The following is a 19,329-nucleotide window of genomic DNA, read 5'->3' as shown; positions in this document are numbered from 1 at the left end:
CCATTGAACCGTTCTTTACCCGCGCTCGGGCGGGCGGGTCAGAGGCGGCAGGCGTGGATGTTGGTGACCAGGATGGCCCGGGCGCCGATGCCCCAGAGGTCGTCCATGATCTGCTGGGCCTCCTTGCGGAGCACCATCGACCGCACCGCGACCCAGCCCTCGGTGTGCAGCGGCGAGACGGTCGGCGACTCCAGGCCCGGGGTGAGCGCGACGGCCGCGCCGACCTTCTCGGCGCGGATGTCGTAGTCCATCAGCACGTAGCGGCGGGCCACCAGCACGCCCTGGAGGCGGCGCAGGAACTGCTCCACCCGGGTGTCCTCGCCCGCGCCCTTGGGCCGGATCACCACGGAGTCGGAGACCAGGATCGGCTCGCCGAACACCTCCAGGCCGGCGTTGCGCAGGCTGGTGCCGGTCTCCACCACGTCGGCGATCACGTCGGCGACGCCCAGCTGCACCGCGGTCTCGACCGCGCCGTCCAGCTTGGTGACCGTCGCCTTCACGCCGTGGTCGGCCAGGTGCTGCTCGACCAGGCCGGTGTACGAGGTGGCGATCCGCAGGCCCTCCAGGCCCTTGACGTCCTCGACGTCCACGCCCTCGGGGCGCGCGAAGCGGAAGGTCGACCCGGCGAAGCCGAGGGCGAGCACCTCCTCGGCGTTGGAGTGCGAGTCCAGCAGCAGGTCGCGGCCGGTGATGCCGACGTCGAGGCGGCCGGAGCCCACGTACACCGCGATGTCGCGCGGGCGGAGGAAGAAGAACTCCACCTCGTTGTTCGGGTCGACGAGGACGAGCTCCTTGGGGTCCTTCCGCTGGCGGTAGCCGGCCTCATGGAGCATCTCCGCCGCGGGACCCGAGAGCGAACCCTTGTTGGGGACGGCGATGCGCAGCATGGGAGGTTGCTTCCTTACCTGTTCGGAGGATGGGGGTGCTCGGGAGAGCGGGGGTGTCTAGAGGTACTTGTAGACGTCGTCGAGCGTCAGTCCGCGGGCGATCATCATCACCTGGAGGTGGTAGAGGAGCTGCGAGATCTCCTCCGCCGTCTGCTCGTCCGTCTGGAACTCGGCGGCCATCCAGACCTCGGCGGCCTCCTCGACGACCTTCTTGCCGATCGCATGGACGCCCTGCTGGACGAGCTGCGCGGTACGGGAGGACGAGGGGTCGCCGGTGGCGGCCTTCTGCTGGAGCTCGGCGTAGAGCTCCTCGAATGTCTTCGAAGCCATGATGGGGCCACCTTACGGCGTGCGGGCGGACGGACGGTAAACGGTCCCGGAGCGTGGACAGTCGGGTGGACGTCCGCGCTCCGGGACCGGACGGACCGGGTGCGGCCCCGTGTCAGAGCGCGGCGCGCAGTGCCACGACGGTGGCGACGGCGGCGGTGACGGCCTCGTGGCCCTTGTCCTCGGCGGAGCCGGGCAGGCCGGCGCGGTCGATCGCCTGCTCCTCGTTGTCGCAGGTCAGCACGCCGAAGCCGACCGGGACGCCGGTGTCCACGCTGACCTGGGTGAGGCCGCTGGTGGCCGCCTGGCAGACGTAGTCGAAGTGCGGGGTCCCGCCGCGGATCACCACGCCGAGGGCCACCACGGCGTCGTAGCCACGCTCGGCGAGGCGCTTGGCGGCGACCGGCAGCTCGAAGGTGCCGGGCACCCGCAGCACGGTCGGCTCGGCGACGCCCAGCTCCTTGAGCGCGCGGTGGGCGCCGTCCAGCAGGCCGTTCATCACCGTGTCGTGCCACTGGGCGGCGACGACGGCGACCTTGAGGCCGGCGGCGCCGTCGATGGTCAGCTCGGGGGCTCCGTGACCGCTCATGTTCTCTTCCGTTCTCTGGTGTCGTCGCTGGTTCTGAGGTGTGCGGCTTCAGGAGCCGAGGCCGGGCAGGTCGTGGCCCATCCGGTCGCGCTTGGTGCGCAGGTAGCGCAGGTTGTGCTCGCCGGGCGCGATCTCGACCGCTTCGCGCCCCTTGACCTTGAGCCCGTGCTCGGTGAGCGCGGTCAGCTTCTGCGGGTTGTTGGTGAGCAGGGTGAGCGAGCGGACGCCGAGGTCCACCAGCATCTGGGCCGCGATGCTGTAGTCGCGGGCGTCGGCGGGCAGGCCGAGGTCCAGGTTGGCGTCGACGGTGTCCCGCCCCCGCTCCTGCAGCTCGTACGCGCGCAGCTTGTGGGCCAGGCCGATCCCCCGCCCCTCGTGGCCGCGCAGGTACAGCACCACGCCGCGCCCGGCCTCGGCGACCCGCCGCAGCGAGGCCTCCAACTGCGGGCCGCAGTCGCAGCGCAGCGAGCCGAAGACGTCACCGGTCAGGCACTCGGAGTGGACCCGCACCAGGACGTCCTCGCCGTCCGGCAGCCGCCCCTCCGCGTCCAGGCCGCCGGCCACCAGCGCGAGGTGCTCGACGCCGTCGATGGTCCCCCGGTAGCCGACGGCGGTGAACTCCCCGTGCACGGTGGGCAGGCCGGTGGCGGCGGCCCGGTCGACGTGCAGCTCGGTACGGCGGCGGTAGGCGATCAGGTCCTCGATGGAGATGATCGCCAGGCCGTGCTCGCGGGCGAAGGCGACCAGCTCGGGCAGCCGGGCCATGGTGCCGTCGTCGTTGACCACCTCGGCGATCGCGCCGGCCGGCGGCAGCCCGGCGAGCCGGGCCAGGTCGACGGCGGCCTCGGTGTGGCCGGGGCGGACCAGCACGCCGCCCTCGACGGCGCGCAGCGGGAAGACGTGCCCGGGGCGGGTGAGGTCGCCGGGCTCGGTGCCGGGCGAGGACAGCAGCCGCACGGTGCGGGCGCGGTCGGCGGCGGAGATGCCGGTGTCGACCCCCTCCCGGGCGTCCACCGAGACGGTGTACGCGGTGCCCTTGCGGTCCTCGTTGACCTGGGTCATCGGCGGGAGCTTGAGGCGGTCCAGCTCCTCGCCGGTCATCGGGGCGCAGATCACGCCGGAGCTGTAGCGGACGGTGAAGGCCATCAGCTCGGCGGTCGCGGCCGACGCGGCGAAGACGATGTCGCCCTCGTTCTCGCGGTCCTCGTCGTCGACCACGACCACGGCGCGGCCGAGCGCGATGTCGGCGATCGCCCGCTCGACCGGGTCGAGGACGAGCTCGGGGTCGGAGTCGGGCCCGGTGGCCCCGTTGCTGGACTGGTTCTCGGTCATCTCGGTCATACCGTGGCTCCCTGCGGGACGGTGGCGGACTTGGCGCGCGGCTCACGGGTGCTCAGCCACCAGGACCGCAGGCCGAGCAGCACCAGGACGAAGTAGACGGAGTAGGTGAGGCCGGAGAAGGTGTAGCCGCTGTTGAAGGCGAACGGCACGCCGACCGCGTCGACCGCGATCCAGGCGAACCAGAACTCCACCCAGCCGCGGGCCTGGGCGACCATCGCGGCCAGCGTGCCGACGAAGACGTAGGCGTCCGACCAGGGGCTCCAGGACAGGCTGGGGTAGGACGTGAAGAGCAGGGCGAGCGCGACCGTGCCGGCCGCCGTACCCGCCGCCAGCGCGATCCGCTCGCGCCAACTCGCGAACCGTACGGCGATCGTGCCGCCCTCGCGGCGGCCCCGCTGCCACTGCGCCCAGCCCCAGGCGGCGGTGACGATCACGATCAGCTGCTTGCCGATCAGGCCGGGGACGTGGCCGCCGAGGTAGGCCGCGATCAGCACCGCACCGGACAGCAGCTGGACCGGCCAGCTCCAGACCGAGCGGCGCCAGCCGAGCGCGAGCCCGCCGAGGCCGAGGATGTTGCCGAACATGTCGGCCCACTTGACGTGTTCGCCGAGGACGGTGAACGCCTCGCCGCTGAGCCAGCTCACTCGGACTCCCCCGGGGTTCCGTCGACCGGCAGGCCGGACGGGGTGGACGGGCTGGAAAGGTCGGACGGGTGGGGCGGGTTGGAAAGGTTCGGCAGGTTCGGGAAGTCGGGCAGGGTGCGGGACTCCAGGAGGCGCTCGACGTACTTCGCGAGCACGTCCACCTCCAGGTTGACGCCCTCCCCGACGGCCTTGGCGCCGAGCGTGGTCAGCGCGAGGGTGGTCGGGATGAGGCTGACGGTGAAGCTGTCCGCGGCCGCCTCCACCACGGTCAGGCTGACGCCGTCGACCGTGATCGAGCCCTTCTCCACCAGGTAGCGGGAGATCGTGCCGGGCAGCGAGAACCGCAGCACCTCCCAGCGCAGCTCGCCCGCCGCGTCGCGCTCGCCCGGCTCGCGGCTCAACAGCCGCCCGGTGGCGTCGACATGGCCCTGGACGAGGTGGCCGCCCAGCCGGGCGCCGAGCGCCATGGCGCGCTCCAGATTGACCCGCGAGCCGGGCGCCAGCTCGCCGAGGCTGGAGCGGTGCAGCGTCTCGGCCATCACGTCGGCGCTGAACTCACCGGTGCCGGCGGCCAGTTCCACCGGGCTGTCGACGACGGTCAGGCACACGCCGTTGACCGCGATGGAGTCGCCGTGCCGGGCACCCGTACAGACCACCGGGCCGCGCAGGCGGATCCGCGAGGAGTCGCCGATCTCCTCGATCGACACGACCTCGCCGAGCTCTTCGATGATGCCGGTGAACACCCGGGTTCTCCTCGCGCTTGGGGCGCGGACTCCGGGGCGGCATGGGAGATGACACGGACGGGCACCGGCGCACGGACCCGGGACACACCCGTCGCCGGGGATGCCGAGGCCACCGGGAGATCGCTCGCCCGGCACGGGAGACACCGCTCCCGTCGTTCACCTGACCGGGGCCCGGGAGGCAGTCTCCTGCCAGTGGACCCACGGGTACTGCCCTTCGTCCGCCCGCGCACGCCTCCCATCCGGACTTTAACCGTCGGTCCAGGAATTTCACCTGGTCAACCGGCCGCTGGCTGCGGACGGGTCGCGGACTGTAACCGCCGGTTCGGATTTTCACCGACCCCGGAGTGCGCTGAACGTCACTGCTTGATGCCGTCATTGTGCCACGGTCGGCGCAAGGGCAGGGAGGGCCTCCGGCTGTGGTCTGTTTCACGGGCTTGCGGGGAATGCGCGGCGGGGTGCTACCGCGGCTCCGCCGGGGGGCGAGCGTACGTTGGAGGGCCATGTGCGCGGGGGTGCGCGTGTTCGGCGGGCCATGCGCTCGGAGGGCCGCGGCTCAGAGGGCCGCGGGGGCGGTGATCGACGTGAAGTGGGTGACCTCCGGCGGGTGGGCGAGGTAGCTCAGCTCGCCCTCCGACCAGACCGGCCGGATCCGCCACATCGGCCCCGCGTACCCGCGCAGCGCCTCCTCGTCGCGCCAGCGGCTCAGCACCAGCACCCGGTGCCCGTCCTCGGACACCGAGCGCAGCAGCTCGCCGCCGAGGCAGCCGTCGGTCCGCCCGAGCTGCGGGATCACCTGGGCGGCCAGGTGCGCGCAGAACTCCTCGATGCGACCGGCCGAGACCTGCCCGGCCCAGATCCTGACGATCACGACCACCACCTCCGGCTGCGGCTGGCGTCCCGCGCCCGGGCATCCCTCGCCCGGGCGCGCTGACCACTGACCCGGCGGTCCCCGCCCGGCGAGCCCCGAGCCAGTGGTCCCTGGCCCCCATTATGAGCGGAAAACCGCTGGTGGGGAGGGGTGGAGCCGGAATTTCACGGAGGGTTGCCAGGGCCCGGGGAACGGGGTGCGCCGAGCGGCCTCGGCTACATTCCCGGTATGACGACCACACCGGAATCTGTCGTTTCGTCAACCACCGCAACCACCGCGCCGAACCGGCCGGGCAGCCTGTTCGACGCCCTCCACGCGGGCGCGCTCAGCGATCCCGCCCAGCTGCGCGAGATCTACGAGCAGCCCGGCGACCAGGCGCGCCGCAAGCAGGTCGACCACCTGCACGAGGTCGCCCAGCGCCTGATCGCCTGCTCCCCGCTGGTCTTCGTGGCCAGCGCGGACGCCGCCGGGCGCTGCGACGTCTCCCCGCGCGGCGGGCCGGCCGGGCTGGTCTCGGTGCTCGACGAGTACACCCTGGCCATTCCGGACGCCACCGGCAACAAGCGCTTGGACACCCTGCACAACATCCTGGAGACCGGCCGGGTCGGGCTGCTCTTCGTCGTCCCCGGCCGGGACGCCACCCTGCGGGTCAACGGGCGGGCCTGCGTCTCGACCGACCCGGAGCTGCTGCGGCAGCTGACCGCCGTCGGCAAGCCGCCGCGCAGCGCCATCGTGGTCGCCGTCGAGGAGGTGTACGGGCACTGCCCGAAGGCCTTCCTGCGCTCCTCGGCGTGGAAGCCGGAGAACTGGCTCGCCAAGGACGCGCAGCCGAGTTCGGCGGAGGTCACGCTCTCGCACCTGCGGGACGAGTCGCTGACCGTGGAGATGATCGAGCAAATCGAGCGGGAGGCGCTGCTGTACCGGTACGAGTGAGGCAGCGGGGACTTCTCCGCTCGGGGTCCCCGTCTCGCTGTGAGTGTCCGGCGGTCGGTTTGGCGGGTGCCCGGCGAGGTGCTCGGCGAGGTGCCCGGCGGCCGGCCCGGCGCCCGACCCACCGGGCCGCGCGCCCGGCCTGAGCCTCGGGGCTCCGGCCGCCCCGTGGCTCAGGCCGCCTCGGGTTCAGGCGGCGGTGGGCTCAGGCCGCCTTGGGTTCGGGCGGCGGTGGGCTCAGGCCGCCTTGGGAAGGTCCACCACGGGCGCGCCGTCGGCGGCCCGCTGGACCGCCTCGACGCCCTTGTGGGCCGCGTCCTTGCTGGCGTAGCCCTGGCCGGTGGCGACGATCTCGCCGTTGCCCGCCTTGAGCCGGAACCGGTACTTGCCACCGGCGTCCTGATAGACCTCGAACTTGCCCGACATCGGGGCCACCTCCTCGCGGGGCCTCCTCGTGGAGCGCTCGATGCGCCCGCTGTCCGGCCCCCGGCGCCACCGTGCGCCCCGCACCGCCCAGGCCGCACCCGGGCGGCGGCCGGACGGGTGATGCCGGGCCCACCGGGGTTTGCGGAGGTGCCGGGGCGGCGGGCCGGTGGTTTGAATGGACGGATGGACTGCGTCTTCTGTGCGGTGGTGGCGGGCGAGGAGCCGGCGCACCGGGTGCTGGACGACGACGTGGCGGTGGCCTTCCTGGACCGCCGGCCACTGTTCCCCGGGCACGTCCTGGTCGTGCCGCGCGCCCACCACCCGACGCTGGCCGACCTGCCCGCGGCCGAGGTCGGGCCGTTCTTCCTGCGGGTGCAGCGGGTGTCGGGGGCCGTCGAGCGCGGGCTGGGCGCGGCGGGCAGTTTCGTGGCGGCGAACAACCGGATCAGCCAGTCGGTGCCGCACCTGCACGTCCACGTGGTGCCGCGCAATCCGAAGGACGGGCTGCGCGGGTTCTTCTGGCCCCGGCGGCGGTATCCGGACGAGGCGGGGGCGGCGGAGGTCGCGGCCCGGCTGCGGGAGGCGCTGGAGGAGTGACGGGGGCGGGGCTCCGGCTCCGCGCCCTGCCGTGGGGATCGCGCGGGGGGTCGGTTGGGGGTCGGCGGAGGTCGGCTGGGGGCCGGTTGGGGTCGTACCTCCGCAGGAGCATCGGCGGGGTCGATATCGTTTTCCGGGCGGACGATCCGGCCGAACCGGGCGCCTAGGCTCGCGAGCATGAACGAACTCGCCTGTCTCGTGCAGCAGACGGCCGACCGGCTCGCGGGCCGACACGTCGGCGCGGTGGTCGCCGGGCTGGCCGGCGACCACGTGGAGATCCGGGGTGCCGGGCGGACCGGTCCGGGCGGTGGGATACCCGGGCCGCACACGCTGTTCGACATAGGCTCCGTCACCAAGGTGTTCACCTCGCTCGTGCTCGCACGGCTGGCGCTCGACGGAGCGGTCCGGCTGGACGAACCGCTCGCCGAGGTGCTCACGGGGGCCTCGGGCGGTCGGGCCGTCGTCCCGGCCAGGGGCCCGCAGCCGATCACCCTGCGGCACCTCGCCACCCACACCTCGGGGCTCCCCCGGCTGCCCCGGGGCATGCTGGCGCAGTCACTGCTGTCCCCCAACAAGCCCGATCCGTACGCCGGTTGCACCACCGAGCGGGTGCTCGACGGGCTCGCGCGGACGCGCTTGCGGACCGCGCCCGGGCGCGGCTTCCGCTACTCCAACCTCGGCGCGGGGCTGCTCGGCCTGGCCCTCGCGCAGCGGTCCGGCGTCGGGTACGAGGAGTTGGTGGCGCGCGAGGTCTGCGCACCGCTGGGCCTGGTGGACACCTGCGTGCGGTCGGACGAGGAGCAGTCCGCGCGGCTGGCACACGGGCACACGCCGGGCGGCCGGCCGGTGCCGCACTGGAGCTTCGGGGCCGTGCCCGGCATGGGCGGGCTCCGGTCGACCGCCGCCGACCTGGTGGTGTTCCTGCGGGCCCAACTGGCCGCCGGGCGCGAGCCGGAGGCGCCGCTGTCGGCCGCGATCGCCCTCACCCGGGAGACCCGCCACCGGGTCAACCCCTTCGCCTGGACGCACCTGGGCTGGCTCGGGCACCGGCTGCACACCCAGTAGGGCGGGCACCTCCAGATCTGGCACAACGGGGGCACCGGCGGGTTCCGTTCGTTCGTGGCCTTCGACCCGGAGAAGCGGGTCGGCGCCGTGGTGCTGGCCAACACCCGCCGGTCGGTCGATCCGGCGGGCACGGCGCTGCTGCGCGGGCTGCAGAACGGGTTCGCGACGACGGGGTGAGGGCGGTGGCGGGGGTTCCGGCGGTGGCGGGGGTTCCGGCGGTGACGGGGGTTCCGGCGGTGACGGCGGGGCTGCCGCTCGCCCGCGGCGGGGATTTCCGTCGGAATGTGCCGATCGGCACTGTCGGCGGGCGCGGTGAGGAGTCGATCCTGGGCATCCGATGGTTGCGGCCCTCCTGAGGGGTTGCCGCGGAGCGGAGGGAGCTCGGTATGACGGTGGTGCGGGCCGCCCTGGCGGGCGTTGCGGCCCCGCCCAGGGGCACCTGGGCCGTTCGTCCCCACCCCCGTGGCGGGCGGCTGCGGCCGGGGCGCGATGATGGCGGGGCCGAACCAGGCCAAAAGGTGCTGATTGGCACTGTCGCCGGGGGCGGCGCGCGGTCGATGCTGGGGTTCTGGAAGTCGCGGTTCCGTTGGGGGAGCCCTCCGACTGAGCCGAGTGAAAGGGGGCCGACGTGGCGGTGACGTGGTCGCCGACGCGGGTGCGGTCGGCGGGTGCGACCGGTTCTGCCGACCTGGCCGCTTCTGCCGGTGCGACCGGCGTGGCTGGTTCGGCCGACGCTGCCGGTCGACTGGGCCCGGTGCTGCGGGTGCACAGACGGTTCCGGCCGCTGTCCTGGCCGGCGCGGGTGTGGCTGCACTCCTGCGGGGTGGCCGTCTCCGTGGTGGTCTGTCTGGCGCTCGGCGAGTGGTGGCCCGCGCCCGTACTGGCCGCCGCCGCGGTGGTGGCGGTGAGCGGGTACGAGCGGCTGCGGCCCACACCCGGGCTGCGCTCCGTACGGGTCCACGAGGACGGGCTGGTGCTGGTCTCGGCCGGCGGCAGCGAGGAGCCGCTGCCCTGGCGCGCGATGGAGGCCACCGAGTACTCCCCGGGAGGGCCGCACGGGGAGTACGAGCACGGGCGAATATGGCCGGCGGGCGCGGACGAGCCGCTGGTGCTGGCGCACCTGGGCGGGCTGGGCAGGCTGTTCCGGGAGCTGGAGGAGCGTCTCTCCCCCGGGCTCCGGGCCGCCCTGCACGAGACGCTGCGCGCGGAGGGGAGCGTCCGCTTCGTCCGGGGGCGACTGACGGTGACGGCCGGCGGGCTGGTGCACCGGCCGCCGCACCCGCTCGCCGCGACGGAGGCCTACCGGTGGCCGGAGGTGCACTCGGCCCGGGCCTCAGCCCTCGGCGAGCTGGAGGTCCGGACGCACTCGGCCGGTCTCCCGCTCACCTTCCCGGTGCCCAACGCCCGTGCGGCCGCAGGCTTCCTGGAGGACCTCCGGACGGCCTCCACCGGCTGACGGCCCGCCCGGGCCGAGCCGCCCCGGTGCAGCCCCGGTGCAGCCCCGGTGCAGGCTCGCGCAGGTTCGCCCAGGTCCGCCCAGGCCCGTCCCCTAGGGGGCCCCACAGCGCCTTCCGGAAGGGATCAGTACGCCGCTGAGTGGACGTCAGTTCCATGGCGGGCGGCCTACGGTCGCTGACATGAGCCGACTCCGTACGACCGCCGCCGCTGCGGCCCTGCTGCTCGCGCTGCCGCTGTCCGTCGCCGCCGCCGCGCCGGCCCTGGCGGCCGTGCCCGCCAACTCCGCCACCGCTCCCGCGAACCCGACCACCCGGGCCGCCGCCCAGGTCGAACTCCCCCGCCCGACCGGGCCGTACGCGGTCGGGCAGGAGGTCCTGCACCTCGTGGACCAGAACCGTCCGGACCCGTGGGTGCCCGCCGCCGGTCCGCGCCAGCTGATGGTCTCGATGTACTACCCCGCGCACGCCGGGACGGGCACCCCCGCCCCGTACATGACGCCCGCCGCCGCCCGCGCGCTGCTGGACGGGAAGCTGCCGGGCAACACCATCCCGACCGAGGCGGTGTCCGGCACCCGGACGTGGGCGGAGTCCGGGGCCCGCCCCCAGGGCGGCCACTACCCGCTGGTGGTCCTGTCGCCCGGCTTCACCATGCCGCGTGCCACGCTCAGTAGCCTCGCCGAGGACCTGACCAGCCGCGGCTACGTCGTCGCGCTGGTCGACCACACCTACGAGAACACCGGGACCACCTTCCCCGACGGCCGGACGCTCCCCTGCGAGGTGTGCGGGACGCTGAGGACCCAGGAGGCCTGGGAGGCCCTGGACGCGAGCCGGGCGAAGGACGTCTCCTTCGTCATCGACCAGTTGACCGACCGCCCGCACCCGGCCTGGCGCTACGCCCGGCTGATCGACCGCGACCGGATCGCCATGGCCGGACACTCCGCCGGTGGCGCCGCCACCGTCCCGGCCCTGCTCACCGACGACCGGATCCGGGCCGGGGTCGACCTGGACGGCACCATGGACTACCTGGTGCCCGAGTCCGGCATCAAGGGCAAGCCGTACCTGATGATCGGCCACCCACTGCCCGGCGGCGGCGAGGACGAGAGCTGGATCAGGAGCTGGCCCCGGCTGGACGGCTGGAAGCGCTGGCTGACCGTCGACGGCACCGACCACGGCAGCTTCACCGACTTCCCGCTCTTCTTCGACGGGCTCGGCCTCCCCAAGGGCCCGGACACCACCATCGGCAGCCAGCGGGCCGTCGCCCTCACCCGGCAGTACGTCGGGGCGTTCTTCGACCTCCAGCTGAAGGGCGTCCCCCAGCCGCTGCTCGACGGGCCGAGCGCCGCCAACCCGGAGGTGCGGTTCACCCCCTGATGGCCGTCCCCGAATGACAGCGATTTCCGAGTGACAGCGGTTCCCGGGGCGGGGCCGTCGGCAGCGCGCCGGCGGCCCCGTCGGCGTACGGGCGCTCCGCCTACGGTCAGCCGGGCAGCACCGCCGCCGAGGCGATCGGTTCGAGCAGCGGGTGGGGGCGGACCAGGGCGCGGGAGACCGGGTCCTCGCGGTGGCCGCCGGCCCGGGCGGGGTTGGGGCGCATGACGACCGCGGTCGGCGGGACGGGCCCGCCGCCGCAGGCCGGGCAGACGCCGACGAGGTCGAGGTCGGTGCCGCAGACGGCGTGCGCGAAGAGGTGGTACGGACCCCCCTCGGTGGCGTGCCGGCCGCCCCAGCGACTCAACTGGTAGAGCGGGCCCCAGAGTTCGAGCCCGGTACTGGTCAGCAGGTAGCCGTGGCGCAGCGGCGCCCGCTGGTACGGCTCCTTGCGCAGCACCCCGGCCGCGACCAGGGCGTTGAGGCGCGAGGTGAGGACGGCGCGCGGGATGCCGAGGTGGGTGAGGAAGTCGTTGAAGCGCTGCACACCGTAGAACGCGTCGCGCACGATCAGCAGGCTCCAGCGCTCGCCGACCACCTCCAGGGCGCGGGCCAGCGCGCACTCCTGCAGTTCGTAGTCGGTTCCCAGGGCCATGGGCGCCAGCCTAGTCCACCCCTCTAGTGGGTTCAATGAACAGACCAGAGGTGGTAGCGTGCCATTCGAGACGAAGGTTCATTCACCAGACCATGAAGGTCCGGCCCTCGGAGGGAACACCCATGCCCCCCGCACCACCTGGCTCCTCACCCGCCTCCTCCCCCGCCACCCCCACCGCCCCGGGTCCGCGCGTCCGGCCCGGGGCCACGCTGGCGACCACCGCGGCGGCGACCGCCCTGACCACCGTCGCGTACACCGCCCCCACCGCCTCGCTCGCCGCCACCGCCCAGGCCGCCCACCTGGGCGCCTCCGGCCGCACCTGGATCCTCACCGGCACCCTGGTCGGCATCTCGGCGCTGCTGCTCACCGCCGGGAGCGCCGCCGACGACCACGGCCGCAAGCGGGTCTTCACCTTCGGCGTGCTGCTGTTCGCCGCCGCCGAGGCGCTGGCCGCCCTCGCCCCCGGCGGCGCCGTCTACCTGGCCTCCCGGGTGCTCCTCGGCGCCGCCTCGGCCGCCGTCCTGGCCCCCGCGCTCGGCCTGATCAGCCACGCCCACCCGCCCGGGCCCGGCCGGATCCGGGCGCTCGGCGTCTGGGGCGCGGCGGTCGGGCTGGGCATCGCGATCGGGCCGGTGTACGGCGCCCTGGTCCAGCAGTGGGCCGGATGGCGCGCGGTCAGCGGCGGGATCGCGGTGGCCGCGGCCGTGGTGGCCGGCTGCGCCGCCGGGGTCCTCACGGAGTCACGGGCCGAACGCCCGCGTGCCCTCGACCCGTACGGGGTGCTCACCCTCGCCGCCGGCACCTCCTGCCTGATCTCCGGACTGGCCGAAGGCCGCGGCGGCTGGGGGCAGCCCGCCGTGGTGGCACTGCTGGCGGGCGGGGTGCTGCTGCTGGCGGCGTTCGCCGTGGTCGAGGCGAAGGTCCGGGAGCCGATGCTGGACCTCGCCCTGTTCCGCAGCCCCGGCTTCATCGCGGCCACCGCCGGGGCGCTGTTCACCGGGCTGGCCCTGGTCGGCTTCATGAGCTACCTGCCCACCCTGCTCCAGGGCGTGCTCGGCCTGTCCGGCCCGGCCGCGGCCGGCGTGCTGGCCCTGTGGTCGGGCCTCTCGGTGGTCTCCGCGCTCCAGGCCCGCCACCTGGCCACCCGCCTGCCCGCCACCGCCCAGGTCGCCCTCGGCCTGCTCGTCTGCGGCACTGGCGAGGCCGCGCTGTACGGGCTCACCCCCGGCTCGTCCTGGCTGCGACTGGCCCCGGGACTCGCCGTCGCGGGCATCGGCAGCGGCATCCTCAACGCGGCGCTCGCCCGGCTCGCGGTCAGCAGCGTCCCCGCACACCGGGCCGCCATGGGCTCCGGCGCCAACAACACCTCCCGCTACCTGGGTTCGGCCCTCGGCGTGGCCCTCACCGTCACCGTCGCCGGCTCCCCCCACCCCACCGCCCACACCCTCGCCGCAGGCACCGACCGGGCCACCCTCACCGCCGCCGCCTTCTGCCTCCTCGGCGCCCTCCTCGCCCTCGCCGCCCACACCACCGAATCCCGCACCACCCACCCCACCCCCGTCCCGTGAGCCACCGGGACCCCCTCCCACCCCCGCGAGACACCAGAAGTCGGCCAAGCCGACTTCCGCCGCGGCAGCTGAAACGCCTCCCCACCTGCGGCAACACAGGCACCGGTTTTGTCGGCCAACGGTTGAGGTTCTGGACGACTTTCCGTGACCCAGAACCCAAATTGAGCCGCTGCCGATGCCATTTGCCGCAACATGTGGCCTGAAGCAGCGAACCCCGGAGCCGCCGGGGCCAGTTCAGGCGCCAGCACCGCGAAACCGGTCCGCCCGAACCACCACCCCAAGGCATACGCGGCAGGCCTCCGGACGAAAGCGCCGAGGCCGACGGACAATTCGCGAGCAGACCGGGAGCCCACACACGAAAATCCCACCCTCCAAGCACACGAGAAGTCGGCTCAATCGACTTCCCACGCACACCCAGGCGGAAGGACCCGCCCCGGCTCCACCGACATCAACCGGGGCTCGCCCGCCTGGAGTGCGAGCCGGACACCGGCGAAGCGGGCCCCCCGACCAAACGCCCCGTACTGAATAGCGTCACTGGGCGAGGCGCGAGAAGTCGACTGGATCGACTTCCCATGCGCTACTCGCCGGTTCGTCGCGGCAGCGGGGGCCACATCGCCATGGGCAACACCTGGGAATGGAGCGTGGGAAGTCGGCCCGGTCGACTTCCCACGCGGGAGCTGCCGGTTCGAATGGTGGTGGAGGCCGCGCCGCCGTGGGTGGCACCAGAGGGTAGGGGCGCGAGAAGTCGACTGGGCCGACTTCTCGTGCGGGAGCTGTCGGTTCGGGGCCCTGGCGGAGGCCGGAACGACAGGAACCGCGCTCGGGCAGGAAGCACGGAAAGTCGGCTGGATCGACTTCCCGTGCGCTACTCGCCGGTTCGTCGCGGCAGTCGGGGCCGCACCGCCATGGACGCGAGAAGTCGACTGGGCCGACTTCTCGTGCGGGAGCTGCCGGGTCGGGTGGTGCTGGAGGCCCTGCCGCCGTGGGCAGGGCCTGAGGGTGTGGGGTGTGGGGTGTGGGGTCCGGGGTGCGGGGTGTGGGGGCTGGGGCGGCTGCGGTGGGTGGGGGTGCGTGCGAAGATGGCAGGGCTGGTGGGAACGATCTCCGGACGGTTTCTGGGACGGTTCTCTGGCCATGGTGGATGAATACGCGCAGCGCGCGGGGCAGCCTCGGCAGGACGCCCTGCTGATGGTGCCGATCGCCACGGCGCTGATCGACGCCGACGGGCGGATCCTGCACTGGAGCGGTGACGCGGAGGCGTTGCTCGGGCACCCTGCGCAGGAGGCGGTGGGGGCGCGGGCGGCGACGCTGCTGACCTCCGAGGAGCACCGGCCGGAGGTGCTCCAGCTGTTCCGGCAGATCCTGGCGGGCCGGTCGTGGTCCGGGGTGTTCCCGGTGCGGCACCGGGACGGGCACCTGGTGAACCTGGAGTTCCGTACGTATCCGATCCGCGGCCCGGGCGGCGCCCCGATGGTGCTGGCGGTGGCCTCCGAGGTGACGACGCTGCGCCGGCTCCAAGCCGATCTGGCGCTCCTCGACGGGTTCTTCACGCAGTCCCCGGTCGGCATGGCGGTGTTCGACACCGGTCTGCGCTTCGTCCGGTTGAACGCGGCGCTGGCGGACGCGAACGGCCTGGGCGTCGAGGAGCCGCTGGGCCGTCGACTCACCGAGGTGCTGCCGGGTATCAACGCCCCGGAGTCCGAGGCGGTGATGCGCCGGGTGCTGGAGACCGGCGAGCCGGTGGTGGACGACCTGGCGCACGGCCGTACCCCGGGCGACCCGAGCCACGACCATGCCTGGTCGGCCTCGTACTTCCGGTTGAGGGACCGCGGTGGCCGGGTGCTCGGCGTGTGCGCCACGGTCATCGACATCACCGAGCGGTTCCATGCCGACGCCCGGGCGGCCCGCGCCCAGGAGCGGCTGTCCCTGCTGGTCGACGCGACCGCCTCGATCGGCACCACGCTGGACCTGCGGCAGACCGCCCGGGAGCTGGTCGACGCGATGGTGCCGAGGGTCGCCGACATCAGCGCGGTGTTCGGGCTGGAGGAGCTGGTGGCCGGCCGGAATGTGGAGCCGCCCGCGCCGGACGTCCCGCTGCTGGTGCGCCGCCTGGCGATCGCCTCCGCCGACGCCGTCTACCCGGCCGATTCGCTGCCGGTGGACGCGGTGTACGAGCTGCGGCCGGACTCCCCGTACGCCCGGGCGCTGGCCGGCGGGCGCACGGTGGTGGTGCCCTCCTGGGAGCTGCCGATGCTGAGCGAGCCCGTCCACGAGAGCCGCCGCCAGGCCTACCTGGGCGACCGCCCGCGCTCGGTGCGGATCACCCCGCTGGTGGCGCGCGGTACGACGCTCGGCATGGTGGTGTACTCGCGGCGCGGCGCGCGGGAGTCCTTCGCGGCGGCCGACATCACGCTCGGCGACGAGCTGTCCTCGCGCGCGGCCGTCGCGATCGACAACGCCCGGCTGTACCTGCGCCAGCACCAGACCGTGCTGGCCCGGCAGCAGGCGCTGCGCGAGGCGAGGGCCGCGCAGGAGCGCCTGGCGCTGGTCAACGTGGCCTCCGCCCGGATCGGCACCACGCTCGATCTCGCCCAGACCGCGCAGGAGTTGGCCGAGGTGGCGGCACCGAGGCTGGCCGACACGGTGGTGGTGGAGGTGCTGGAGGAGCTGGTCCGCGGCGAGCGCGAGGCGACCGCCCCGGTGGACGGTTCGGCGCTGCTGCGGCGGATGGCCTTCCACTCGGTGCCCGGCTCGACGCTGGCGCCGATCGCCCGCACCGGCAATCTGCACCGTTTCGTGCCCGGTTCGCCGTACGCCTGGTGCCTGGCGCACCGCAAGCCCGTCCTGGTGCCCAGGATGGACGAGGAGGGCATGGCCTGGTTCGCGGACGACCCGGTGCGGCAGGCCGCCGTACGGGAGCAGAACGTGCTGTCGTTCATGGTGGTCCCGCTGATCGCGCGCGGCACCCCGGTCGGCGTGGCGGGCTTCTACCGCACCCGGGTCGAGCGCCCGTACGATGACGACGACGTGGCGCTGGCCGGGGAGTTGGCGGTGCGGGCGGCCGTCTCGATCGACAACGCGCTGCTGTTCACCCGCGAGCGCGACGCGGCCGCCGCCCGGCAGCGGGCGCTGGACGAGGCGTGGGCCGCCCAGCAGCGGCTGTCGCTGCTGAACGAGGCCAGCAACCGGATCGGCACCACGCTCGATCTGCACCGCACCGCCCGGGAGTTGGTGGAGGTGGTGATCCCGCGCTTCGCCGACTTCGTGACCGTGGACCTGCGCGAGGCGGTGCTCAGCGGCGAGGAGCCCGGGGCGGTCCCGGCGGAGGGCCCGGTGCTGATGCGGGCGGTGGCGGTCGGCGACACCGGCCCGGACGGCGGCATGCTCGGGGCGGCCGACCAGGTGGGCGAGACCTCGCAGTCGGCCGGGCTGTACGCGCAGAGCCTGCGCACCCGGCGCTCGATCCTGGTCTCCGAGGTGACCGAGGAGGAGCTGAGCCGGATCGTCGCCTCGCCCGACCGGGTGCAGCCGAGCCTGGACGCCGGGGTGCACTCGTACCTGATGGTGCCGCTGGTGGCGCGCGGACAGGTGCTGGGCGGCGCGGAGTTCGTCCGCTCCCGCAACCCGGTGCCGTTCGGGTCGGCGGACCGTTCGCTGGCCGAGGAGCTGGCCGCCCGCACCGCGCTGGCGATCGACAACGGACGGCTCTACCGCCGCGAACGGGACACCGCGCTCACCCTCCAACGCAGCCTGCTGCCACAGGAGGTGCACCGCACGCTCGGGCTGGACCTCGCCTACCGCTACCTGCCGAGCAGCGTGGTCAGCGAGGTCGGCGGCGACTGGTTCGACGTGGTGCCGCTGTCCTCCGGGCGGGTCGCGCTGATCGTCGGCGACGTGATGGGCCACGGCATCCGGGCCGCTGCCACCATGGGCCAACTCCGCACGGCCGCACGGACGTTGATCACGCTGGACCTGGACCCCGAGCGGGTGCTGTACCGGCTGGACGAGGCGACCGCGGGAATCGGCGAGGGCCAGTTCGCCACCTGCGTCTGCGTGGTCTACGACCCGGTGGACCGCCAGTGCACCGCGGCCAGCGCCGGGCACCTGCCGCCCGTGGTCGCCGACACCGAGGGGCGGGCGCACCTGGTCGAGCTGCCCACCGGCGCCCCACTGGGGGTGGGCGGAGTCGCCTTCGAGAGCGCCGAGTTCACCCTCCCCGAGGAGGGCATCCTGACCCTCTACACGGACGGGCTGGTCGAGCGCCGGGGCCAGGACCTCGACGAGGGACTGCAGTTGCTGTGCCGGACGGTCGCCGACCGGCGCGGCTCGCTGGAACAGACCTGCGACGCCGTCCTGAAGCGGCTCACCGAGACCACCGGCGAGGACGACATCGCCGTCATCATGGCGCAGGTCCGCCCGAAGGGCGCGGACCGGATCGCCACCCTGCGGCTCACCGGCGACCACGCCATGGTCGCCCACTCGCGCCGCTTCACCCGCGAGACGCTGGCCTCCTGGGGGCTCGACGCGCTCATCGACTGGGCCGAGCTGCTCACCAGCGAGCTGATCACCAACGCGCTGGTGCATGCCGGATCGCCCACCCAACTGCGGCTGTACTGCAACCGGGTGCTCACCGTCGAGGTCGCCGACCAGGAGTCCGAGGTGCCGCGGATCCGCCGCGCCCGCAGCGAGGACGAGGGCGGCCGGGGCATCCACCTGGTCAACGAGCTCGCGCACCGCTGGGGCAGCCGCCGGACCAAGGACGGCAAGGTGGTCTGGTTCGAGCTGGAGTTGCCCCCGGGGGCAACACCGTCTGCCTGAGCGATCTGCGGCTGTCGCACCGCGTCTCTCGGCCGGTGCGCGGGCGGCGAGTTGGGGCGGGACACCGAGATCGGGGGGTGTCGTCAGCGGCCGGCCAGGTCCTCGGCGCGGTAGCGGCCGGAGGGCCTGCGGTCGCGGAGCAGGCCGAGCAGGGCCGGCGCCACCCGCTCGGGCAGCGGCGCGCCGGAGACGTCCTCGCCGGGGCCCGCCTCCTGGAGCATCCGGGTGCGCATGCTGCCCGGGTCCACCGACCAGACCCGCAACTCCGGCTCCTCCCGGGCGAGTACGTCGCCGGCGAGGTCCAACGCGGCCTTGCTGGCACCGTAACCGCCCCAGCCGCGGTAGGGCACCACGGCGGCCTCGGAACTGACGTTGAGGACGGCGCCGGCGTGGGCGCGCAGCTGGGGCAGCACGAGCTGGGTGAGGGCGATCGGGGCGAACGTGTTGACCTCGAAGGTCTCCAGCAGGCCCGGCAGCGGGAAGTCGGCCAGCCGGGGCAGCGGTTGCCCGCCGGGGCCGGGGGCGCCGTTGAGCGTTCCGGCGTTGTTGACCAGCAGGCTCGCGCCGCCAAGCTCCTCCGCGGCTCCGGCCAGGTGGGCGCGGTGGTCGTCGTCGACGACGGAGCCGGGCAGGGCGACGACCCTGGTGACGGCGGCCAGATCGGCTGCGGCGGAGGCGAGTTCGGCCGCTCCCCGGGCGGTGATCACCAGCTGCCAGCCGTCGGCGGCGAGGGCGCGCGCGAGGGCCAGGCCGAGGCCGCGGGAGGCTCCGGTGACCAGAGCGACGGGAGCGCTCCGCGGTACGGCTGCGCGGCGCGCCCCGCCGGTGCCTGCGCTCGTCATGCCCGCGCTCATGCCCGCGTTGTTGTCTGCGTTGGTGCCTGCGTTGGTGCCTGCGTTCATGCCGCACACCATCCCGCCGCCGGGCCGGTCGGCGGATCGGCCACCGGAACGGGAACCGGCTCGGACGTTGGCCCTAGGGCCTGTGTGATGTTGTGATCAATCTTCGGGTTCTGCCCCGCTCCGGGGCAGAACCCGGTAGGACTG

The 19,329-nt window shown here is 73.9% G+C and carries 16 protein-coding genes, 1 pseudogene and 1 riboswitch; of the genes and pseudogenes, 7 read left to right on the top strand and 10 right to left on the bottom strand.

Annotated elements, in window-relative coordinates:
• Nucleotides 1–38: 38 nt before the first annotated feature.
• The 7 genes from hisG to ACFU7Z_RS16590 all read right to left on the bottom strand — a co-directional run bounded on the left by hisG (nucleotide 39) and on the right by ACFU7Z_RS16590 (nucleotide 5,399).
• Entirely contained in the window at nucleotides 39–887 is an 849-nt protein-coding gene (gene hisG, locus ACFU7Z_RS16620) for an ATP phosphoribosyltransferase (RefSeq protein WP_049651342.1), read from the bottom strand.
• Between the two features lie 57 nt (nucleotides 888–944).
• Nucleotides 945–1,217, bottom strand: coding sequence for a phosphoribosyl-ATP diphosphatase (locus ACFU7Z_RS16615; protein ID WP_049651341.1), 273 nt, complete (start codon nucleotides 1,215–1,217; stop codon nucleotides 945–947).
• Nucleotides 1,218–1,329: 112 nt separating this feature from the next.
• Complete coding sequence (gene ribH / locus ACFU7Z_RS16610) at nucleotides 1,330–1,803, bottom strand: 6,7-dimethyl-8-ribityllumazine synthase (RefSeq protein ID WP_049651340.1); 474 nt, start codon at nucleotides 1,801–1,803, stop codon at nucleotides 1,330–1,332.
• Between the two features lie 48 nt (nucleotides 1,804–1,851).
• Complete coding sequence (locus ACFU7Z_RS16605; RefSeq protein WP_049651350.1) at nucleotides 1,852–3,135, bottom strand: bifunctional 3,4-dihydroxy-2-butanone-4-phosphate synthase/GTP cyclohydrolase II; 1,284 nt, start codon at nucleotides 3,133–3,135, stop codon at nucleotides 1,852–1,854.
• A gap of 5 nt (nucleotides 3,136–3,140) precedes the next feature.
• Nucleotides 3,141–3,788: a nicotinamide mononucleotide transporter family protein gene (locus tag ACFU7Z_RS16600; protein WP_049651339.1), complete on the bottom strand. Its 648-nt coding sequence runs from the start codon at nucleotides 3,786–3,788 to the stop codon at nucleotides 3,141–3,143.
• Nucleotides 3,785–4,531: a riboflavin synthase gene (locus ACFU7Z_RS16595; protein ID WP_380777933.1), complete on the bottom strand. Its 747-nt coding sequence runs from the start codon at nucleotides 4,529–4,531 to the stop codon at nucleotides 3,785–3,787. Before ACFU7Z_RS16595 ends, ACFU7Z_RS16600 begins: the two co-directional genes overlap by 4 nt.
• Before the next feature lie 223 nt (nucleotides 4,532–4,754).
• Nucleotides 4,755–4,882: riboswitch (FMN riboswitch) on the bottom strand.
• Nucleotides 4,883–5,084: 202 nt separating this feature from the next.
• A complete protein-coding gene (locus ACFU7Z_RS16590) occupies nucleotides 5,085–5,399 on the bottom strand; it encodes an antibiotic biosynthesis monooxygenase family protein (protein ID WP_380743535.1) in 315 nt (104 codons plus the stop codon).
• 228 nt (nucleotides 5,400–5,627) lie between these two features.
• On the opposite strand from ACFU7Z_RS16590, the gene ACFU7Z_RS16585 reads away from it, so the two are divergent.
• Nucleotides 5,628–6,332, top strand: coding sequence for an MSMEG_1061 family FMN-dependent PPOX-type flavoprotein (locus ACFU7Z_RS16585; protein ID WP_117486974.1), 705 nt, complete (start codon nucleotides 5,628–5,630; stop codon nucleotides 6,330–6,332).
• A gap of 234 nt (nucleotides 6,333–6,566) precedes the next feature.
• Here ACFU7Z_RS16585 and ACFU7Z_RS16580 read toward each other — a convergent pair whose 3' ends face one another.
• Nucleotides 6,567–6,755 carry a DUF1508 domain-containing protein gene (locus tag ACFU7Z_RS16580; RefSeq protein WP_049651337.1) on the bottom strand — a complete coding sequence of 63 codons (189 nt, stop codon included), beginning with the start codon at nucleotides 6,753–6,755 and terminating at the stop codon, nucleotides 6,567–6,569.
• A 183-nt stretch (nucleotides 6,756–6,938) separates the two neighbouring features.
• Here ACFU7Z_RS16580 and ACFU7Z_RS16575 point away from each other — a divergent pair, with 183 nt between their 5' ends.
• From ACFU7Z_RS16575 to ACFU7Z_RS16560, 4 genes and pseudogenes are all read left to right on the top strand, one after another.
• Nucleotides 6,939–7,352, top strand: coding sequence for an HIT family protein (locus ACFU7Z_RS16575; protein ID WP_380777932.1), 414 nt, complete (start codon nucleotides 6,939–6,941; stop codon nucleotides 7,350–7,352).
• A gap of 177 nt (nucleotides 7,353–7,529) precedes the next feature.
• Nucleotides 7,530–8,594: pseudogene (locus tag ACFU7Z_RS16570) on the top strand (serine hydrolase domain-containing protein).
• 586 nt (nucleotides 8,595–9,180) lie between these two features.
• Nucleotides 9,181–9,873, top strand: coding sequence for a hypothetical protein (locus ACFU7Z_RS16565; RefSeq protein ID WP_380777931.1), 693 nt, complete (start codon nucleotides 9,181–9,183; stop codon nucleotides 9,871–9,873).
• Nucleotides 9,874–10,054: 181 nt separating this feature from the next.
• A complete protein-coding gene (locus ACFU7Z_RS16560; RefSeq protein WP_380777930.1) occupies nucleotides 10,055–11,245 on the top strand; it encodes an alpha/beta hydrolase family protein in 1,191 nt (396 codons plus the stop codon).
• A 106-nt stretch (nucleotides 11,246–11,351) separates the two neighbouring features.
• On the opposite strand, the gene ACFU7Z_RS16555 is transcribed toward ACFU7Z_RS16560, so the two are convergent.
• Complete coding sequence (locus tag ACFU7Z_RS16555; RefSeq protein WP_380777929.1) at nucleotides 11,352–11,897, bottom strand: winged helix-turn-helix transcriptional regulator; 546 nt, start codon at nucleotides 11,895–11,897, stop codon at nucleotides 11,352–11,354.
• A 122-nt stretch (nucleotides 11,898–12,019) separates the two neighbouring features.
• On the opposite strand from ACFU7Z_RS16555, the gene ACFU7Z_RS16550 reads away from it, so the two are divergent.
• The gene (locus tag ACFU7Z_RS16550) at nucleotides 12,020–13,465 is read left to right on the top strand and encodes an MFS transporter (RefSeq protein WP_380777928.1); all 1,446 of its coding nucleotides are present in this window, start codon (nucleotides 12,020–12,022) and stop codon (nucleotides 13,463–13,465) included.
• A gap of 1,134 nt (nucleotides 13,466–14,599) precedes the next feature.
• Nucleotides 14,600–18,283 carry a SpoIIE family protein phosphatase gene (locus ACFU7Z_RS16545; RefSeq protein ID WP_380777927.1) on the top strand — a complete coding sequence of 1,228 codons (3,684 nt, stop codon included), beginning with the start codon at nucleotides 14,600–14,602 and terminating at the stop codon, nucleotides 18,281–18,283.
• A gap of 83 nt (nucleotides 18,284–18,366) precedes the next feature.
• Here ACFU7Z_RS16545 and ACFU7Z_RS16540 read toward each other — a convergent pair whose 3' ends face one another.
• Nucleotides 18,367–19,125: an SDR family NAD(P)-dependent oxidoreductase gene (locus ACFU7Z_RS16540; protein WP_380777934.1), complete on the bottom strand. Its 759-nt coding sequence runs from the start codon at nucleotides 19,123–19,125 to the stop codon at nucleotides 18,367–18,369.
• Between the last annotated feature and the right edge of the window lie 204 nt (nucleotides 19,126–19,329).

This window comes from Kitasatospora sp. NPDC057518, assembly GCF_042802075.1.
Taxonomy (GTDB): Bacteria; Actinomycetota; Actinomycetes; order Streptomycetales; family Streptomycetaceae; genus Kitasatospora.
The sequence above is the reverse complement of the archived record's forward strand: the minus strand, read 5'-3'. Positions and strand labels throughout refer to the sequence as shown.